General features: G+C 70.7%; 20 protein-coding genes and 1 tRNA gene. 16 read left to right on the top strand and 5 right to left on the bottom strand.

Annotation, left to right across the window (positions count from 1 at the left end):
- Nucleotides 1-203 precede the first annotated feature (203 nt).
- From ACF1A5_RS00755 to ACF1A5_RS00815, 13 genes are all read left to right on the top strand, one after another.
- Nucleotides 204-611: an NADH-quinone oxidoreductase subunit A gene (locus ACF1A5_RS00755; protein WP_392190666.1), complete on the top strand. Its 408-nt coding sequence runs from the start codon at nt 204-206 to the stop codon at nt 609-611.
- Nucleotides 602-1,303, top strand: a complete 702-nt coding sequence (locus ACF1A5_RS00760; RefSeq protein ID WP_392190667.1) for an NADH-quinone oxidoreductase subunit B — start codon at nt 602-604, stop codon at nt 1,301-1,303. The genes ACF1A5_RS00755 and ACF1A5_RS00760 overlap by 10 nt, the downstream gene beginning before the upstream one ends.
- Nucleotides 1,300-2,889, top strand: coding sequence for an NADH-quinone oxidoreductase subunit C (locus ACF1A5_RS00765; RefSeq protein ID WP_392190668.1), 1,590 nt, complete (start codon nt 1,300-1,302; stop codon nt 2,887-2,889). Before ACF1A5_RS00760 ends, ACF1A5_RS00765 begins: the two co-directional genes overlap by 4 nt.
- Complete coding sequence (locus tag ACF1A5_RS00770) at nt 2,886-3,854, top strand: NADH-quinone oxidoreductase subunit H (RefSeq protein WP_392190669.1); 969 nt, start codon at nt 2,886-2,888, stop codon at nt 3,852-3,854. Before ACF1A5_RS00765 ends, ACF1A5_RS00770 begins: the two co-directional genes overlap by 4 nt.
- Nucleotides 3,854-4,405: a NuoI/complex I 23 kDa subunit family protein gene (locus ACF1A5_RS00775; protein ID WP_392190670.1), complete on the top strand. Its 552-nt coding sequence runs from the start codon at nt 3,854-3,856 to the stop codon at nt 4,403-4,405. The genes ACF1A5_RS00770 and ACF1A5_RS00775 overlap by 1 nt, the downstream gene beginning before the upstream one ends.
- Nucleotides 4,402-5,076: an NADH-quinone oxidoreductase subunit J gene (locus ACF1A5_RS00780; protein WP_392190671.1), complete on the top strand. Its 675-nt coding sequence runs from the start codon at nt 4,402-4,404 to the stop codon at nt 5,074-5,076. Before ACF1A5_RS00775 ends, ACF1A5_RS00780 begins: the two co-directional genes overlap by 4 nt.
- Nucleotides 5,076-5,468 (top strand): NADH-quinone oxidoreductase subunit NuoK, encoded by a 393-nt coding sequence (nuoK, locus tag ACF1A5_RS00785; RefSeq protein WP_392190672.1) that lies wholly within the window; start codon nt 5,076-5,078, stop codon nt 5,466-5,468. Before ACF1A5_RS00780 ends, nuoK begins: the two co-directional genes overlap by 1 nt.
- Entirely contained in the window at nt 5,465-7,459 is a 1,995-nt protein-coding gene (locus ACF1A5_RS00790; RefSeq protein ID WP_392190673.1) for an NADH-quinone oxidoreductase subunit L, read from the top strand. The genes nuoK and ACF1A5_RS00790 overlap by 4 nt, the downstream gene beginning before the upstream one ends.
- A gap of 6 nt (nt 7,460-7,465) precedes the next feature.
- Nucleotides 7,466-9,040 (top strand): NuoM family protein, encoded by a 1,575-nt coding sequence (locus ACF1A5_RS00795; RefSeq protein ID WP_392190674.1) that lies wholly within the window; start codon nt 7,466-7,468, stop codon nt 9,038-9,040.
- Nucleotides 9,037-10,584 (top strand): NADH-quinone oxidoreductase subunit N, encoded by a 1,548-nt coding sequence (locus tag ACF1A5_RS00800; RefSeq protein WP_392190675.1) that lies wholly within the window; start codon nt 9,037-9,039, stop codon nt 10,582-10,584. Before ACF1A5_RS00795 ends, ACF1A5_RS00800 begins: the two co-directional genes overlap by 4 nt.
- A gap of 289 nt (nt 10,585-10,873) precedes the next feature.
- Nucleotides 10,874-11,737 (top strand): zinc metalloprotease HtpX, encoded by an 864-nt coding sequence (gene htpX / locus ACF1A5_RS00805; RefSeq protein ID WP_392190676.1) that lies wholly within the window; start codon nt 10,874-10,876, stop codon nt 11,735-11,737.
- A complete protein-coding gene (locus ACF1A5_RS00810; RefSeq protein ID WP_392190677.1) occupies nt 11,734-12,126 on the top strand; it encodes a YccF domain-containing protein in 393 nt (130 codons plus the stop codon). The genes htpX and ACF1A5_RS00810 overlap by 4 nt, the downstream gene beginning before the upstream one ends.
- Nucleotides 12,127-12,222: 96 nt before the next feature.
- On the top strand, nt 12,223-12,789 hold the full coding sequence (locus ACF1A5_RS00815) for an SMI1/KNR4 family protein (RefSeq protein ID WP_392190678.1): 567 nt from the start codon (nt 12,223-12,225) through the stop codon (nt 12,787-12,789).
- A 196-nt stretch (nt 12,790-12,985) separates the two neighbouring features.
- Here ACF1A5_RS00815 and ACF1A5_RS00820 read toward each other — a convergent pair whose 3' ends face one another.
- Complete coding sequence (locus ACF1A5_RS00820; protein ID WP_392190679.1) at nt 12,986-14,239, bottom strand: APC family permease; 1,254 nt, start codon at nt 14,237-14,239, stop codon at nt 12,986-12,988.
- A 229-nt stretch (nt 14,240-14,468) separates the two neighbouring features.
- Between ACF1A5_RS00820 and ACF1A5_RS00825 the strand changes: the two genes are divergently transcribed.
- The gene (locus tag ACF1A5_RS00825; RefSeq protein ID WP_356189389.1) at nt 14,469-14,735 is read left to right on the top strand and encodes a GlsB/YeaQ/YmgE family stress response membrane protein; all 267 of its coding nucleotides are present in this window, start codon (nt 14,469-14,471) and stop codon (nt 14,733-14,735) included.
- A 103-nt stretch (nt 14,736-14,838) separates the two neighbouring features.
- On the opposite strand, the gene ACF1A5_RS00830 is transcribed toward ACF1A5_RS00825, so the two are convergent.
- Nucleotides 14,839-15,327 (bottom strand): YajQ family cyclic di-GMP-binding protein, encoded by a 489-nt coding sequence (locus ACF1A5_RS00830; protein ID WP_392190680.1) that lies wholly within the window; start codon nt 15,325-15,327, stop codon nt 14,839-14,841.
- Between the two features lie 221 nt (nt 15,328-15,548).
- On the opposite strand from ACF1A5_RS00830, the gene ACF1A5_RS00835 reads away from it, so the two are divergent.
- A tRNA-Tyr gene (locus ACF1A5_RS00835) sits at nt 15,549-15,630 on the top strand.
- 821 nt (nt 15,631-16,451) lie between these two features.
- Here the strand turns inward: ACF1A5_RS00835 and ACF1A5_RS00840 are convergent.
- From ACF1A5_RS00840 to ACF1A5_RS00850, 3 genes are all read right to left on the bottom strand, one after another.
- Nucleotides 16,452-16,622, bottom strand: coding sequence for a hypothetical protein (locus ACF1A5_RS00840; protein WP_392190681.1), 171 nt, complete (start codon nt 16,620-16,622; stop codon nt 16,452-16,454).
- A gap of 281 nt (nt 16,623-16,903) precedes the next feature.
- Nucleotides 16,904-17,092 (bottom strand): hypothetical protein, encoded by a 189-nt coding sequence (locus ACF1A5_RS00845; protein ID WP_392190682.1) that lies wholly within the window; start codon nt 17,090-17,092, stop codon nt 16,904-16,906.
- Between the two features lie 4 nt (nt 17,093-17,096).
- A complete protein-coding gene (locus ACF1A5_RS00850) occupies nt 17,097-17,579 on the bottom strand; it encodes a hypothetical protein (RefSeq protein ID WP_392190683.1) in 483 nt (160 codons plus the stop codon).
- Nucleotides 17,580-17,990: 411 nt separating this feature from the next.
- On the opposite strand from ACF1A5_RS00850, the gene ACF1A5_RS00855 reads away from it, so the two are divergent.
- Nucleotides 17,991-18,440 carry a hypothetical protein gene (locus ACF1A5_RS00855; RefSeq protein WP_392190684.1) on the top strand — a complete coding sequence of 150 codons (450 nt, stop codon included), beginning with the start codon at nt 17,991-17,993 and terminating at the stop codon, nt 18,438-18,440.
- Nucleotides 18,441-18,506: the final 66 nt, after the last annotated feature.

The following is an 18,506-nucleotide window of genomic DNA, read 5'->3' on the forward strand; positions in this document are numbered from 1 at the left end:
CCCCCGCGTCCCAAGGCGTGCACGGGCTTCTTACCGCGCCTTTATCAGGGCCTAGACTCCCGTGCGTACAGATCGTCGAACACAGGGTTCACGACGGTACGCGGCGGTCACGAAGACCACGAAAGCCGCGGACAGGACCACGAAGGCCACGGAGACCACGAAGGTCACCCGGGTCTCGAGGACAGGGAGCGAGGGAACGGACGGTGCGGGAGACGTTGCGGGGGTCGACCGTCGTCATCGCGGCCGACTACTTCCAGTCCTATGCGGTCGTCGGACTGCTCGCCTTCGTCGGCGTGCTCTTCGTCGCGGTCGCCTTCGGCGCGGGCCGCCTGCTGCGCCCGGTCGTGCCCACCCCGGAGAAACTCCTGACGTACGAGTGCGGCGTCGACCCGGTCGGCGAGGGCTGGGCCCACACCCAGGTCCGCTACTACGTCTACGCGTTCCTGTACGTCGTCTTCGCCGTCGACTCGATCTTCCTGTTCCCCTGGGCGACGGTCTTCGCCGCCCCCGGCTACGGCGCGGCGACGCTCGTGGAGATGTTCATCTTCCTCGGCTTCCTCGCCGTGGGCCTGCTGTACGCATACAAGAAGGGCGTCCTGGCATGGACGTGAACCCCTCGGCCCCCGAGACCCCCTCGGCCTCCGGGCCCGTCTCGGCTCCCGAGTCCGCCTCGGCCTCCGAGTCCGTCCCTCCTGCGGCTTCCGAGGCCGCCGCTCCCGGTCCCGTGCTCCTTCCGGAGCCGAAGCGGCTGGGCGCCCTCGCGCGCCTCGCCCCCGAGCCGATGAAGGTCGTCCTGAACTGGGGCCGCCGCTACTCGCTCTGGGTCTTCAACTTCGGCCTCGCCTGCTGCGCGATCGAGTTCATCGCCGCGTCGATGGCCCGGCACGACTTCATCCGCCTCGGCGTGATCCCCTTCGCGCCGGGTCCGCGCCAGGCCGACCTGATGGTCGTCTCCGGCACGGTGACCGACAAGATGGCCCCGGCGGTCAAACGCCTGTACGAGCAGATGCCCGAACCGAAGTACGTCATCTCCTTCGGCGCCTGCTCCAACTGCGGCGGCCCGTACTGGGACTCCTACTCCGTCACCAAGGGCGTCGACCAGATCATCCCGGTGGACGTCTACGTCCCAGGTTGCCCGCCGCGTCCCGAGGCGCTGCTCCAGGGCATCCTCAAGCTCCAGGAGAAGATCGCGCGCGAGTCGCTGGGGGAGCGGTACGCGACCGGGACAGCGCGCCCCTCGACGGCGGCGCTGCAGAGCGGACTCGTGCGACCGCCGGGCCCCGCCGCCGAGGAGGGACGATGACCGCCGTGGGATGGCTGCCCGCCACCGCCGAGGAACTGTTCGGCCCGGACGCCACGGCCGAGGAGTCCTACGAGGTCCTCACCGTCGACGTACCGCCGGCGTCCTGGGTCTCCGCGCTGCGCACCGCCCGTGACGAACTGGGCTGCACCTACTTCGACTGGCTGAGCGCGGTCGACGAACCGGGCACCGGCTTCCGCGTCTCGGCCCACGTCGTCGCCCTCGCCCCGGTACGCCGGCTGCTCCTGCGCACCACGGTCCCCCACGAGGCACCGGCCCTCGCCACGGCCGTCGACGTCTACGCGGGCGCGGCCTGGCACGAGCGCGAGACGCACGAAATGTTCGGCGTCGTCTTCGAGGGCCACCCGGCCCTGGACCACCTCCTCCTCCCGGAGAGCTTCGAGGGCAACCCCCTCCGCAAGGACTTCGTCCTCGCGGCCCGCGTCGCCAAGGCGTGGCCGGGCGCGAAGGAGCCGGGGGAGTCGGACCACGGCGGGCCCAAGCGCCGCCAGATGCTGCCCCCGGGCGTGCCCGACCCCAACGAGTGGGGCCCCCAGAAGGGCCAGCTCCCACCCGCCCCGGCCCGCCCGGCCCGTGGCGCCCGAGCGGCGGGGGAACGCCCGGCCCGCGCCGCGGGCGAGCGTCCGGCCCGTGCGGCACGCGGGGCAGGGGAGGGCACCGCGACCGCGGCGGGCGAGCGTGCCGTGCGCGCGGCCGGGGAGCGCCCGGCGCGGCGCATGCGCAGCGCGGCGGAGGGCTCGGCCAGCCAGACGGCAGAGCGACAGACGGCAGAGCGACAGACGGCAGAGCGACAGACGGCAGAGCGACAGACGGCAGAGCGACAGACGGCAGAGCGGCCTACGGCGGAACAGCAGGCCGGTGAGCAGCGGGCAGCCGGGCCGCGGGCGACTGAGGAGCGGTCGGCTGGGCGGTCGGCGGCCGAGGGTGCGTCGACGCGGGCCGCGGCCGCAGAGGGGCCGGCGGTGGCGGAAGCCCCCGCGACGGGGGACTCGGCGGCCCGCGAGCCGGTCAGCCCGCCCGCGACGACGACCGGCGACACCGACACCGACACCGGCGTCGGCGGCGGTACGGAGACCGGCACGGGCACCGGCACCACCCCGCGGCCTCCGGCGTCCGTGGACGCGGCCTCTCCGCCCGAGGGGCCGGCCTCCGGGGCCCCGGCCGGTCCGCGCCGCGCCCGCAGCGTGAGCGAGGGCTCGGCCTCGCAGCGGTCGCGGCCGGAGACTCCCACTTCGCCCCGGTCCCCCGCGGCCCCCCGCAGCTCGGACGCACCCTGGCACCACGCCCGCCCGGCCTTCGACGAGCCCGAGCCCGAGCCCGAGCCCGAGCCGGAGCAGAGCGCCGAGAAGAGCCCGAAGCCCGCCCCCGAGCCGGAGCGGCACGCCAGGAAGCCCGACCGGCCCGGCGGCGATGCGCCCGAGCAGCCCCCGGGCGACCGGACGGACGACCGGACCGGCGATCGAACGAACGACCGGACCGACGCCCGGACCAGCGACCGCGCCGGCGACCGGCAGAACGACTCCACGGACACCCCGACCCCCGACGCCCCCGAAGGAGGCCCGCAGTGAACGACGCGGTCGACGTCGCCCTGCGACTCCTGATCGTCTTCGTCGTCTTCCTCACCTTCCCGCTGATCGTCGGCCAGACCGAGCACAAGGTGATGGCGCACATGCAGGGCCGCCTCGGCCCGATGTACGCCGGCGGCTTCCACGGCTGGGCCCAGCTCGTCGCGGACGGTGTGAAGTTCGCGCAGAAGGAGGACGTGGTCCCGGCGGGTGCGGACCGCCGTATCTTCCAGCTCGCCCCCGCCGTCGCCCTGCTGCCGTACCTCCTGGTGCTGCTCGCCATCCCGATCGGCCCCGGCGAGGGTGCAGTCGGTCAGGTCCTGGACGCCGGTGTGTTCTTCGTGCTGGCCGTCATGGGCGTCGGCGTCCTCGGCTCCCTGATGGCCGGCTGGTCCTCCGCGAACAAGTTCTCCCTCCTGGGCGGCCTGCGCACCGCCGCCCAGCTCCTCGCCTACGAACTTCCGATGCTGCTCACCGCCGCCTCCGTGGCGATGGCGGCGGGCACGGTGTCCCTCCCCGGCATCGTCCACGCCTTCCACTGGTGGTGGCTGCCCTGGCAGATCGTCGGCGCGATCGTGTTCTTCGTCGCCGGCCTCGCCGAACTGCAGCGCCCGCCGTTCGACATGCCCGTCGCCGACTCGGAGATCATCTTCGGCGCGTACACCGAGTACACCGGACTGCGCTTCGCCCTGTTCCTCCTCGCCGAGTACGCCGGGATCGTCGTCCTGTGCGGCCTGACCACGGTCCTCTTCCTGGGCGGCTGGCACGGGCCGTGGGGCGCCGAGGGCCTCGGCTGGGTGTGGACCCTGCTGAAGACGGCCGTCCTCGCCTTCGTCGTCATCTGGCTCCGCGTGACCTACCCCCGTCTGCGCGAGGACCAGCTCCAGAAGCTCTCCTGGACCCTCCTGGTCCCCCTCTCCCTCGCCCAGATCGCCCTCACCGGCATCGTCAAGGTGGTGATCTCCTGATGTCGCCCTTCCCCGGCTCCGGCCTCGCCAAGGGCCTGGCCGTCACCCTGCGCACGATGACGAAGAAGACCGTCACCCAGCAGTACCCGGACGTCCAGCCGGACCTGCCGCCCCGCACCCGCGGGGTGATCGGCCTGTTCGAGGAGAACTGCACGGTCTGCATGCTGTGCGCCCGCGAGTGCCCGGACTGGTGCATCTACATCGACTCGCACAAGGAGACCGTCCCGGCGGCGACCCCCGGCGGCCGCGAACGCAGCCGCAACGTCCTCGACCGCTTCGCCATCGACTTCTCCCTGTGCATGTACTGCGGTATCTGCATCGAGGTCTGTCCTTTCGACGCCCTGTTCTGGTCCCCGGAGTTCGAGTACGCCGAGACCGACATCCGCGACCTCACACACGAGCGCGACAAGCTGCGCGAGTGGATGTGGACCGTCCCGGCCCCGCCCGCCCTGGACCCCGGCGCGGAGGAGCCCAAGGAGATCGCCGCCGCCCGCAAGACCGCCGAGAAGCTCGCCGCGGCACAGGCCGAGCCCCAGGAGGGAGACGCGTGATCCTCTCCGCCGCCGCCGCGACGGCGCACGTCACGACGACCGCCGCCGCCCCGGGCCACGGCTTCCTCTCCCCGACGGGTGTCGAGATCGCCTTCCTCCTGGTCGGCCTGGGCACCTTCGGCGCCGCGCTCGTCACCGTCACCACCCGCCAGCTGGTGCACGCCGCCCTCTGGCTGGTGGTGACCCTCGGCGGCCTGGCCGTCGAGTACCTCCTGCTCAGCGCCGAGTTCATCGCCTGGGTGCAGGTCCTCATCTACGTCGGTTCCGTGGTCGTCCTCCTCCTGTTCGGCCTGATGCTCACCCGGGCCCCCATCGGCGGCTCCCCGGACGCCGACTCCGGCAACCGCTGGGCGGCCCTCACGGTGGCCGTCGCCGCCGCGGCCGCCCTGGTCTGGGTCGTCGTCGACGCGTTCCGCACCACCTGGATCGACCTGGACGGCGCCCCCGCAGGATCGACCAGGGTCACCGGCGAGAGCCTCTTCCAGAACTGGGTCCTGCCCTTCGAGGCACTCTCCGTCCTCCTCCTCGCCGCGCTGGTCGGCGCGATCGTGCTCTCCCGCAGGGCGAAGGCAGACGCCACAGTCCCGGAACCCTCGGCCGCCGGGGCCGCGGGCGCACCGGAGTCTCCCGGCGCCCCCGGTGATCGGGCCGCCCAGGAAGGTGTCCGCTGATGCACCTCGCCTATCCCGCCGTGCTCTCAGCCCTCCTCTTCTGCACGGGCCTGTACGGCGTCCTCGCCCGCCGCAACGCGATCCTGGTCCTGATGTCGGTCGAGCTGATGCTCAACGCCGTCAACCTCAACCTCGTCGCCTTCGACGTCTGGCTCAGCAGGACCGCCGCGGAGACCCTGCACTCCGGCCAGGCCCTGACCCTGTTCACCATCGCCATCGCCGCCGCCGAGATCGGCATCGGCCTGGCGATCGTCCTCGCCGTCTACCGCAACCGCGGCACCTCGGACATCGACCGGCTCCGCGACGCCGCCGAAGGCCACGACGACGGCCCCGACAGTGACGCCCCCGCCACCACCGCACGGGCCGCGAAGAAGGCTGAGGCCACCGCGTGACCACGACCACCCTCGCCGTCCTCGTCCCCCTCCTTCCGTTCCTGGGCGCCGTCGCCGGCCTGCTGCTCGGCCGCACCGCCCCGGGATTCGTCCGCCCGCTCGCCGTCCTGCCGGCCCTCGCCTCCTTCGCGCTGGCCGTACTGGTCGCCGCGCGGCAGGGCGGCGGCCCGGCCGTCGACGCCGCCACCGAACTCACCCCCACCGGCTCGGTCCCGATCTACCTCGCCCTGCACATCGACGGCTTCGCCGCGCTCGTCGCCGTCCTGGTCGGCCTGGTCGCCGGCTGCGTGCAGATCTACTCGACGGGCTACCTGCGCGACGACCCGCGCTACTCCTCGTACGCCGCTCTCGTCTCCCTCTTCACCTCCGCGATGCTGCTCGTCGTCTACTCGGGCGACCTGATCGTGCTGCTGGTCGGCTGGGAAGTCATGGGCATCTGCTCCTACTTCCTCGTCGGCCACTACTGGGAGACCCCGGAGGCCCGCGCCGCCTCCCTCAAGGCCTTCCTGGTCACCAAACTCGGCGACGTGCCCTTCCTGATCGGGCTGTTCGCGCTCGGCACCGACGCCGGCTCCTTCCGGATCACCAGGATCCTCGGCACCGTGGCCGGCGGCGGGCTGCACCACCCGACCCTCGTCGCCCTGCTGCTCCTCGCCGGCGTGGCGGGCAAGTCGGCCCAGTTCCCGCTGCACACCTGGCTCCCCGACGCCATGGCGGGCCCGACGCCCGTCTCCGCGCTGATCCACGCCGCGACGATGGTCGCCGCCGGTGTCTACTTCGTCGCACGTCTCCTCCCCGTCTTCCAGGCCTCCTCGGCCGCGATGGTCGTCCTCGCGGTCATGGCCGCCGTCACGATGGCCGGCTCCGCCGTCGCCGCACTCGCCCAGGACGACATCAAGCGGGTCCTCGCCTACTCGACGATCGGCCAGCTCGGCTACATGACCGGCGCGCTCGCCGTCGGCGACCGCGGCGCCGCCGTCTTCCACCTCCTGTCCCACGGCGCCTTCAAGGCGCTGCTGTTCCTCGCCGCCGGCGTGATCATCCACGCCGCAGGCACCAACTCGCTGGCCGCCATGTCCCGCATGAGCCACCTGCGCGACCGCGTCCCCGACGCCTACTGGACGATGACCGTGGCGCTGCTCGCGCTCGCCGCGATCCCGCCCTTCAGCGGCTTCTTCTCCAAGGAGTCCGTCCTCGGCGCCGCCGAACAGGCCGCCACCGGCCACGCCGGCCACGCCCCCGGCGCGGCGGGCTGGGTCGTCCTCGTCTCCGCGCTGCTCACGGCCCTGCTGACCGCCGCCTACGCGATGCGCCTGTGGCTGCTGGCCTTCCGCGGCCGGGGCGCCGAGGCCCCCGACCACGGCAGGCAGCCCCTGGTCATGAACGCCGTGCTGTGGGTACTCGCCGTGCCCTCCCTCGCCTTCGGCGGGCTCGCCTTCCGGCTGCTGCCCGACTGGTTCGGCGGCGGCGACCTCACCCCGACCCTCACCACATCCGTGCTCGGCACCGGCCTGGCCCTGACCGGCGGGATCGTCACCTACGGCGCCTGGCGGCACACCACCGCCGTCGCCGCACGCGTCCCGCTCGGTGCGGTCGCCGCCCACCCGAAGGCCGACGCCGGAGCCGTCGAGGCCGAGGCCATCGCCAGCCACGCGCCCGCCTACGGCGACGTCGCCTACGCGCCCGACCCCGCGGACCCCGGACGGCTGCTGCTCGGCCCGCTGCACCGCCACGCCGCCGTCGGCTTCCACCTCGACGCCGTGTACGCGGTCCTCTTCGTCCGGCCGGTGCTGGCCGCAGCGAGTCTCGTCCGGTTCCTGGACCGCGAGGTCGTCGAGACCTACGTACGCGGTGCCGGGGCCCTGCCCCGGCTGCTCGGGGCCGCCGTACGGCGTGCCCAGACCGGCAATGTGCAGACCTATGTGAGCGCACTGCTCGCCGGCACCGTCGTCCTCGCGGTCGCCGCCGTCCTCGTCGCCACGGGAACGTGAGCAGGCGTGATCGATATCAGCGAGTCCGTGATGCAGTTCCTTCTGGCGTTCGTCGTCGTCGCCCCGCTCCTCGGCGCGCTCGCCGCTCTCCTGCCGGCCCCGCCCGGGCTGAAGGGGAAGTCGCCCGAGCAGGCCGTGCTGCGGCACGGCGTCACCGTGACCGGCGCGGTCCTTCTCGCCGCGATCGCCCTGGCGCTCGGCTTCGACCACGACCACCCGTCGAAGATGCAGGCCACGACCGACATCAGCTGGATCCCCGCACTCCACGTGCGCATCCACCTCGGCATCGACGGCATCTCCCTCCCCCTCGTCGTCCTGACCGCGCTGCTGACCTTCCTCTGCGCGCTGTACAGCTACTTCAAGATGCCTTCGGGACCCACCCCGAAGGCCTTCGTCGCGCTGGTGCTCGTCCTCGAGTCCGGCACCCTCGCGACCTTCGCCGTCCTCGACCTGCTGCTGTTCTTCCTCGCGTTCGAGACGGTGCTCGTCCCGATGTACTTCCTCATCGCCCGCTGGGGCGGAGAGGGCCGGCAGGCCGCCGCCTGGCGGTTCATCCTCTACACCCTGCTCGGTTCGGTCGTCATGCTGCTCGGCCTGCTCCTGATCGGAATCAAGGCGGGCACGTTCGACATGGTGGCACTCGCCACTGACAACGGCCGGTCGCTGACCACATCCGTGCAGGTCATCGCCGTTCTGGCGATCGGGATCGGGCTCGCGGTCAAGACCCCGATGTGGCCCCTGCACAGCTGGTTGCCGGACGCCCACACCGCCGCTCCGACCGTCGGCTCGGTCCTGTTGGCCGGTGTACTGCTGAAGATGGGTACGTACGGGTTCGTCCGTATTCTTCTGCCGGTCGCGCCCGACGGCTTCCGCACCTTCGCCCCCTACCTGGCCGCCCTCGCCGTCGTCGGGATCATCTACGGATCCCTGGCCTGTCTCGCCCTGGCCAAGCGGGGCGCCAAGGGCGACCTGAAGCGGCTCATCGCCTACTCGTCCGTCGGCCACATGGGCTTCGTACTGCTCGGCATCGCCACCATGACCCCGACCGGCGTGAACGGCGCGCTGTTCGCCAACATCGCCCACGGCCTCATCACCGGCCTGCTCTTCTTCCTGGTCGGCGCGCTGAAGGACCGCACCGGCAGCACCGACCTCGACACCCTCGCCGAGGACACCGGCGCCGCGCTGTACGGCAAGGCCCCGCGCCTCGGCGGTCTGCTCGCCTTCGGCGCCGTCGCCTCGCTCGGCCTGCCGGGCCTGGCCGGCTTCTGGGGCGAGATGCTGGCCCTGTTCGGCGCCTTCGAGCCCGCCACCGGCCTCAGCCGGCCCGCCTTCCTCACCTTCATGGCGATCGGCGCGTTCGGCACCCTGCTGACAGCCGCGTACATGCTCGTGGTGGTCCGCCGCGTCTGCATGGGCGCCGTACCCGAACAGGCACCGCGACTCGCCGACGTCCACACCTACGAGTTCGCGGCCTGGACCCCGCTCGTCGTCCTCACCGTCGTCGCCGGCCTCTGGCCGAAGGCCCTGCTCGGCCTGACCGACCCGGCCGTGCAGCAACTCCTCGCAGGAGGCACCCGATGAGCGCCCTGGCCCAGCCCACCACGCAGGCCGTGGCCCAGCCCCTGGCCGAATCGGCGGTCCAGTCCGTCGACTGGCTCGCCATCGCGCCCCCCACCCTCGCCGCGGTGGCCGCCCTCGTCGTCCTCGTCGCCGACCTCTTCGTCCCCGACGCGCGCAAGCCGCTCCTCGGCTGGACCTCGGTCGCCGGCCTCGCCGCCGCCACGCTGCTCCTGCTGCCCCTGCTCGACGGCGACCGCACCACCTTCTGCCTGACCGGCCACGCCGACGTCTGCAGCTACAGCGCCGACCGTTTCACCCTCGTCATCCAGTTCCTCGTCCTCGGCGGCGCCCTCCTCGTGGCCCTCCTGTCGGTCACCACCCTCAAGGACGCCCGCAAGGCGCTTCCCGAAGGGGAGTACTGGTTCCTGCTGCTGTCCTCGGCCGCGGGCGCCGCTCTACTGCCCGCGTCCCGCGATCTGGCCACCCTGATCGTCGCCCTGGAGGTCGCCTCCCTTCCCGCCTTCGCGCTCGCCGGCATCCGGCAGGGCGACCGCAGGTCCTCCGACGCCGCCCTGAAGTTCTTCCTGTCGTCGGTCACCGCCACCGCCGTCAGCCTCATGGGCATCAGCTTCGTCTACGCCTCGACCGGCACCCTCTACCTCACACAGGTGGCCGACCGGATCCAGCACGTCGACGGACAGCTCCACACACTCGCCCAGACCGGCGTCGTTCTCACCCTCGTCGGCTTCGCCTTCAAGACGGCCGCCGTCCCCTTCCACTTCTGGGTCCCCGACACCTACGCCGGCGCACCCCTGCCGATCGCCGCCTACCTGTCGGTCGTCGGTAAAGCGGTCGGCTTCACCGGCCTGATCCTCGTCACCGTCGTCGCCTTCCCGTCGTACGCGGACGTCTGGGGCCCGGCCCTCGCCGTCCTCGCCGCGCTCACCATGAGCGTCGGCAACGTCGGTGCCCTGCGACAGCAGGCCACGCGCGCGTACAGCGCGGTACGGCTGCTCGCCTGGTCCTCCGTCGGCCAGGCCGGCTACCTCCTGGTGCCGATCGCCGCCGCCGGCTACGCGAAGGACCCCCAGAAGGCGATCGGCTCCACCGTCGCGTACGCCCTCATGTACGCCGCCGTGAACCTCGGCGCCTTCGCGGTCGCCGCGCTCGTCGGCCGCACCAGGACCCGCAACCGCGTCACCGACTACCGCGGCCTGTACACCACCAACCCGCTGACCGCGCTCCTCCTGGCCTTCTTCCTGCTGTGCCTCGCCGGGCTCCCGCCTGGTGTCATCGGCCTCTTCGCCAAGGTCACGGTCTTCTCCTCGGCCGTCGACGCCGGACTCGGCTGGCTCGCCGTCGTCATGGCCGTCAACGTCGTCGTCGCGCTGTTCTACTACCTCCAGTGGACGGCCCTGCTGTTCCGCGCCCCCGAGGGCGAGCCCGCCGCGCACCGCCTCCCAGCCCCCCTCACGGCCGCGATCACCCTCACGGCCGTCCTCGGCGTCGCCCTGTCCGGCGCCCCCCAGCTCGTTCTCCGCTTCGCCGGTACGACCCTGTTCTGAGCCGCCGGCCGGTGCCGGGGCCCCGCCCGGCACCGGAAGGCCCAGGACCCGGCTCGACACCCGGGCGTCGGCACGTGCCCACGGGGCACTCACCCTCCACGCGCGCGTGCCGACCGGTCTCCCGCTCACCCGGACGGCCCGCGCGCCGACGCACGCACTAGGGAACCAGCGGCCCCCGCCTGGCGTTGACCAGTACGGAAGGGTCCACTGGACGTGACACCACGGCACCAGGGGCACCGCAGCACAGCAAGCGAAGGGTTCCCCTGCCGCACCACTTGGAGGGCGTACCGTGCACCGCCGGCACAACGGGCTCAGGACCGCAGTACTCCTCGGGGGACTGTCCGCACTCATCATCGTCATCGGCAGCTTCTTCGGCCGTACGGGCCTGATCGTCGCGGTCCTCGTCGCCATCGGCACCAACGCGTACGCGTACTGGAACAGCGACAAGCTCGCACTCCGCGCCATGCGCGCCCGCCCGGTCAGCGAGTTCGAGGCCCCGGCCCTCTACCGGATGGTCCGCGAACTCTCCACCCAGGCCCGCCAGCCCATGCCCCGCCTGTACATCTCCCCGACGGAGGCGCCGAACGCCTTCGCCACCGGCCGCAACCCGCGCAACGCCGCCGTGTGCTGCACGGAGGGCATCCTGCGCCTGCTCGACGAGCGCGAACTGCGCGGGGTCATCGGCCACGAGCTCAGCCACGTCTACAACCGCGACATCCTGATCTCGTCCGTCGCCGCCGCCCTGGCCTCCGTGATCATGTTCCTGGTCAACTTCGCCTGGCTCATCCCCGTGGGCCGCTCGGACGACGACGACGGCCCCGGCCTCCTCGGCCTGCTGCTGATCATGATTCTCGGGCCCCTCGCGGCCTCGCTCATCCAACTGGCCATCAGCCGCTCCCGGGAGTACGAGGCGGACGCCTCCGGCGCCCGGATCACCGGCGACCCCCTCGCCCTCGCGCGCGCCCTGCGCAAGCTGGAGATCGGCACCCAGCAGCTCCCCCTGCCCCCGGAGCCGCGCATCGAGGCCGCGAGCCACATGATGATCGCGAACCCGTTCCGCCCGGGGCAGGGGCTTGCCAGGATGTTCTCCACCCACCCGCCGATGGCGGAGCGCATCGCCCGACTCGAGCAGATGGCAGGTCGCCAACAGTGAAGACACTCCTCAACGTCATCTGGCTGATCCTCAGCGGCTTCTGGCTGTTCCTCGGCTACCTCCTGGCGGGCGTGCTGCTGTGCCTCACCCTCATCGGCATCCCGTTCGGCGTCGCGGCCTTCCGGATCGGCGTCTACGCCCTCTGGCCCTTCGGGTACACCACGGTCGAGCGCCGCGACGCGGGCGCCCCCTCGTGCGTCGGCAACGTCCTGTGGCTGCTCCTGGCGGGCTGGTGGCTGGCGCTCACCCACATCACCACGGGCATCGCCCTGTGCCTCACGATCATCGGCATCCCGTTCGGTATCGCCAACTTCAAGCTGATCCCGGTCTCCCTGTTCCCGCTGGGCCGCGAGATCGTCCGCACCGACGAGCCGTTCGCGACGCGCTGACGGACCGACGCGCTGACGGGCCGACCCGGTTGTCCACATCGCGCCGGTTGTCCACAGGCCCGCCCGACTGTCGGTGGCAGCCTGCATGATGAACCCATGACCACGCACGAGCAGTTGCTGACACGGCTGGAGGCCAAGGCCCGCGACACCCGTCCGTACGGGTGGACTTCGCTTCCCGCCCCCGTGGACACCGCCACGCTGGCCCGGGCCGAGGCCGCGCTGGGGTTCCGCCTGCCCCCGCTGCTCGCCCAGCTCTACCTGCGCGTAGGAGACGGCGGATTCGGCCCGGAGTACGGGCTGTTGCCCCTGCTCGACAGCCCCCCGGCCGGTGAACCCGCCGCCGTCCCGCACTACCTGTCCCAGCGTGAGAGCGGACGCAGGGACCCGGAGTGGCCCTGGCCCGAGGGCGTGCTGCCGATATCCCACTGGGGCTGCGCCATGTACGCGTGCGTGGACTGCTGGGCCCCGGAGGGCACCGTGCTGCTCTTCGAGCCGAACCCGGGCGACCCGGACCACGCCTGGTTCATCGACGCGCCCAGCCTCGCCGACTGGCTGCACACCTGGGTCGACGGCACGGGCTGGTACGAGGAGATGAACGAGGAGCTGGAGATGGCCCCCTGGCCCGACTTCCGCATACGCACGGGGCCGGCCCAGACGCCCTGAGCCTGCCCCAGGGAGCGCACGGCCACCGCACGCGCACCGCACCCGAGCCACAGCAACCGCGGCACCGACGCCCGAAGCACGGCCACCGCAGCCGCACCCGCACCCGCGCGCCCGAGTACGCGGCCACCGCGCCGAACCCGTGCGCCCGAGTGCAGGGTCACTGCACCCGCACCCTCACCCGTACCCGCGCGCCCGTCTACCGCGCCGCCGTCACCCACCGCCGTACGCCGTACGCGACCACGCCCACCGCCAGCACTCCCGCGCCCACGACCACGGAGATCCACGGCAGCGCGAACGCCAGCACCACGCACCCGACCAGACCCAGCGCCGGCACGACCCGCCGGACCGGGGCGGCGTCGAGGGTCCAGGCGGAGGCATTGGCCACCGCGTAGTACGCCAGCACACCGAAGGAGGAGAAACCGATCGCGCCCCGGACGTCCACCGTGGCGGCCAGGACCGCGACCACCGCACCCACGGCCAACTCCGCCCGGTGCGGCACCTGGAAACGCGGATGCACGCCGGCCAGAGGACGGGGCAGATGCCCGTCCCGGGCCATGGCCAGCGTGGTGCGCGAGACACCCAGGATCAGCGCCAGCAGCGACCCCAGCGCCGCCACGGCGGCCCCGGCGCGTACCACCGGGACCATCACCGGCGCTCCGGCCGCGCGCACCGCGTCGGCCAGCGGGGCGTTCGCGCTCCCGAGCCCACCCGGCCCCAGCACGGAAAGGGTGGCGACAGCCACGCACGTGTACACGGCGAGCGCGACACCGAGAGCGAGCGGGATCGCGCGCGGGATGGTGCGCGCGGGATCCCGTACCTCCTCGCCGAGGGTCGCGATCCGCGCGTACCCGGCGAACGCGAAGAACAGCAGCCCGGCCGCCTGCAGCACGCCGCTCGCACCACCGGAGTCGCCGATGGCGAGCCGTTGGGCGTCGGAGGCGCCGGAGCCCAGGCACACGACCACCACCGAAGCGAGGACCGCCAGGACCACCGCCACGATCGCCCGCGTCAGCCAGGCGGACTTCTGGATGCCGCCGTAGTTCACCGCAGTGAGTGCGGCCACCGCCGCGACCGCCACGGCGTGCGCCTGCCCCGGCCAGACGTATGTCCCCACGGTGAGCGCCATCGCCGCACAGGAGGCCGTCTTCCCCACCACGAACGCCCATCCCGCGAGGTATCCCCAGAACACGCCGAGCCGCTCACGGCCGTACACGTAGGTGCCGCCCGAGGCCGGGTACCGGGCGGCGAGCCGTGCCGACGACATGGCGTTGCAGTAGGCGACCACGGCGGCGACCCCGAGGCCGACCAGCAGACCGGATCCGGCCGCGCGCGCGGCCGGGCCCAGAGCGGCGAAGATCCCCGCCCCGATCATCGAGCCGAGGCCGATGACCACGGCGTCCCCGAGCCCCAGCGTGCGTCGCAGCTCGGTGGTGGAAGTGGGCGGTGTCATGGGCCGCACCCTACTGATCGACGCAACCGGAGGATGTCGCCCTGACGTCCCCTCCATCAACGCGGCACGAACACACGTGTGGCAGACCGCGTGTGGCAGACGCCACGACCAGCACCGGTCGGACACGACGAGGACGAGAACGGCGCACGGCCCGCGGGCACAGTCCGTCCGAACCGATTCCACAACGCCGGGACGGTGCGGACACAGCGTGGAAGGGCAGGTTCAGGGCATGGGCATCATCAGTTGGATCATTCTCGGGCTGTTGGCCGGGGCCATCGCGAAGTTTCTGCTGCCGGGCCGCGACCCGGGCGGCTTCATCGGCACGACGCTCATCGGCATCGCGGGCGCGTTCATCGGCGGCTGGATCTCGGCCCGCTGGCTGGACCACCCCGTCAGCAAGCACTTCTACGACGGCGCCACCTGGGCCGCGGCCATCGGCGGCTCCCTCGTGCTGCTGATCGCCTACCGCATCCTTTTCGGCAACTCGCGCGACTGACGCCGTACCGAGACGCACCGAAGACGGAAGGGTGGGCACCCTCGGGTGCCCACCCTTCTCGTACCACTGCAATCGTCGGACCGCCGACGGCTCGTACTACCGGCTACCGGTAGTTCACGAACTGCAGCGCGAAGTCGAAGTCCTTGCCCTTCAGGAGGGCGATCACGGCCTGGAGGTCGTCGCGGCTCTTGGAGGTGACGCGCAGCTCCTCGCCCTGGACCTGGGCCTTCACGCCCTTGGGACCCTCGTCGCGGATGATCTTCGCCACCTTCTTGGCGTTGTCCTGGGAGATGCCTTCCTCGATCGACGCGAAAAGCTTGTACTCCTTGCCGGAGAGCTGGGGCTCGCCGGCGTCCAGGGCCTTCAGCGAGATGCCGCGCTTGATCAGCTTGGACTGGAAGACGTCGAGGACAGCCTTCACCCGGTCCTCGGAGTTCGCCTCCATGAGGATCTTGTCCCCGGACCACGAGATCGAGGCGCCCACACCCTTGAAGTCGTAGCGCTGCGAGATCTCCTTCGCGGTCTGGTTGAGGGCGTTGTCGACCTCCTGCCGCTCGACCTTCGAGACGATGTCGAAACTGGAGTCGGCCATGTCCTGTGGCTCCTTCTGGGGTGCGAGTCGGGTGCGTGCCGGCGGGCGTGGGATGGCCGCCGAGCCCGGCCTGAGAGCCGGGCCGCATCCGGACAAGCCTAGCCACCCGGTGCCCCTGCGGCGCCGATCAATCGGGTGGCGAAGCACCCCTGCGTATCGGGTATTGTTTACGTCGTTGCCAGGGAGCACCGCCGAGAAGTGGTGCGAACGGCAGCGACCCCGGCGGTGTGCCCGAGCGGCCAAAGGGAGCAGACTGTAAATCTGCCGGCTCAGCCTTCCCAGGTTCGAATCCTGGCGCCGCCACAGTAACGGGAATCAGCCCCTGACCAGCAAGTTTGGTCGGGGGCTGATCTCGTCTACGGCTACCGCAAGTCTCCGTGATTTCCCCGGGGTTCCCCCCTTGCTCTGGCACGCTCGTGGCACGGCTCGGTGACCTTGATCACGCGGTCGGCGGAGTCTCAATGGGCGAGCCAAGAGTCGCCGAGGGCGATCAGTAGTCGGCAGCTCGACAGGAACTCACCGACCAAGGAACTGGAACTGGCTTGATCGCTACGGCACGGCAGCATCCAGGTCGGCGGAGCGGCCTGGAGTTTCAATGACCGAGTCAAGATCATGGGGCGCCCTCCGCTCAGTGAGGGCGGCACCTCGTCTCGGCGATCGTCTGTGCCTCAGCCGACGAAAGTCAGCCACGACGGCGGGCACACCGACCGATCAGGTGCGGGTGTGGCTCGCTGTAGCCCCGCCGGCCTCGACCACGCTGCCAGCTGTGTGGCTCGGGCTGAATCAAGCCGTCTGCCGTACCGGGCCGCAGCTGGCACTCTGACCACTCACGGGCCTGATCAGTCACTGCGGCAAGCGTCGGAGGGCACGTATGGGTACAGCTGGCATCTCGGCACCCCCGGAACGCGGAGGCGTCGCGAGAGGCTGTGTGACCGTGGGCCTGATCGTGGGGTTGGTGCCACTGGGTGGGCTGATCGCGCGGCGTTCATGGGTTTCGGTCCCGACAGCGACCGAGGTTGACGGCTGATGACGTACGGCTGCGTTCGGTGACGTTCGCGGGTGTTGCCGTCAGACTGCCGTCGGGTTGGCCGTTGAGGTTGGGCCTCAAGTGACCAGGGGCCATATCAATGATCGACGGTGCCGCCCAGCACGAAGAAGAGCGAGCCCAGGACAAAACCCAGGAAGCCCATGAGTGCGAGTGCCACAAGGGTGATCAAAAGGATCACCATGAGTGTCCCTCTGAGGCGGGTGCTGGTCTCGTGAAGCCTGTCCTGCACCGAGCCTTTGTCAGTCATGGACCCCTCCCTTGCCCGGACTGTACAGCGCGGGCGGCGTAGTGGCCGGGAGTTGCAATGGGCGAGTCAAGCGCTGCGGTGTGCGACCAGTAGCCGAAGAAGTGACCTGCCGGGTCCCTGACCTGCGGTCATCTAATCGATCAACGCTGCGACCTGCGACTTAGCCGTCGATGGTTGTCAGCGTTGGTCGTCGTGAGCTGCGTGGACGCCAGGACTAGTTGTCATCATCTGTCAACGCCGGTTCGCCTCGGACGGCTAAGAGACGGCCCACGCCCGGCCAGCTATCGCTTCAGTGCCCGGTACCGTTTCATCAGCGCGGTGATCTTGTCAGGGTTGGCGCCACCGTTGAGCCCCGTAAGGAGATCGTCGGGGCAGAATTCGTAGAGGTCGCCCCACCAACGCCGTGCCTTGTTGTCCCAGATTCGATAACCACCAGGCACTCCTCGCGCGACGTACCGTCTCTTGCTCATGCGGTCAGCTGACTTCCGGGGCGGCCAGCAGCACCACACGGTCCGCCTGCACATCGAACCCGAGCAGCGGATGCGCTCCGCCCTCTGCCGACATCAGCACCGGCTTGCCCAGCCTCCGCCCGATCGTCGCGAAGAACCCACACAGGATGTCCAGCCGCTTCTGCCCCTGCAGCTCCCGCAGGTCGACATCGAAGTCGATCACGTCGTCCGATAGGAACCGAAAGATCGCAAGAACCGCGGGGACAGGCCAGACACGCAGACTCGGGCACTCAGCGTCCGCAGGGCGCGACAGCGCCTGCTCAGCCGAAGGCAGCGGGATGACAGTTTCGCCCTCGCAATACTCATACCTCCAGCCGCTGACCTCGACCAGGTCGAGAACCGCCTGCCAGTCCTCGACCGAGGCGTCGTCAACCCACGCATCCGGCAGCGTCCCCATCAGGTCAGGGTCGAAGAAGCTCCTGACCTCATCCCACAACAGATCCGGCATCCCGCCATGCTGCACGCTGACCGGAGCCGACGCAGCCCACTTTCCTTGCCGAAGGACATGGCTGCCCACCTCCCGGCACACCCGAGAGGTCGGCGTGGCGACTTTGGCCGGGAGTTTCAATGACCGAGTCAAGGCGCTGGGCGCCGCCCCACGGTGAGGACGGCGCCCGTACGAGGTGAAGGCTTTGAAGTCTGGCCTCATCTTTATCAGGTCGACCATGTGGTGTCGGTAACGGCGGCGGTCAACCGCCAGGAGTCCTTGGCTGATCGTCTGTTGCGATCCGGCATCGGTCGGCGCTGTCCGCAACTGTTGGTGTCAGCCGGTGGTGTCAGCCGATCGATTCCCTCTTGACAGATCTGCCCCATATTGCTCGACCACCACCCTTGGATGGGCAAGATGTAGCCTCGGGGCATGCCGGATGTGGATCTTCAAGCGCTCTATGCCGAGTTCGAAAACCGGGAGTTTCCGGGGTCTTGGGTCGAATGGGTACGCGGTGATCTGACTGTTACCAGTAACGAGAGCGGCCATGCGATCGTGCTTGCTGAGTCCGATGAATTCTGGGATGACCATGATGGTTCAGCCGCCGCGGCGGCCGGAGAGCGCCTGGCGTCGGTGTACCGCAACTACGAGATTGCCGCCGCAGTCGCCTGGGGTGACCCGCGCCTGGTCGACATCACGCATCGGCTCGCAGAGGGTGAGACGTCGCCTTTCACCGAGCTGTTGCTAGAGCAGGGAACGATCAGCGGCAACTTCTGGGATCGCGGCGAACGAGCGCTCGGCCTGGCCATCTGCCAGATGGACAAGGAAACGGCGATTCAAATTGTCGCCTTTGTGGTATCAACCGGCGAGTTGCAGAAGTAGCTACGGCCCCAGTTTGGCAGAGCGCGTATGCGGACCGGGGCTGAGCTGGCAAGTCGCTGACGTGCG

Origin of the sequence: Streptomyces sp. NPDC014864 (genome assembly GCF_043081525.1) — a bacterium.
Taxonomy (GTDB): Bacteria; Actinomycetota; Actinomycetes; order Streptomycetales; family Streptomycetaceae; genus Streptomyces.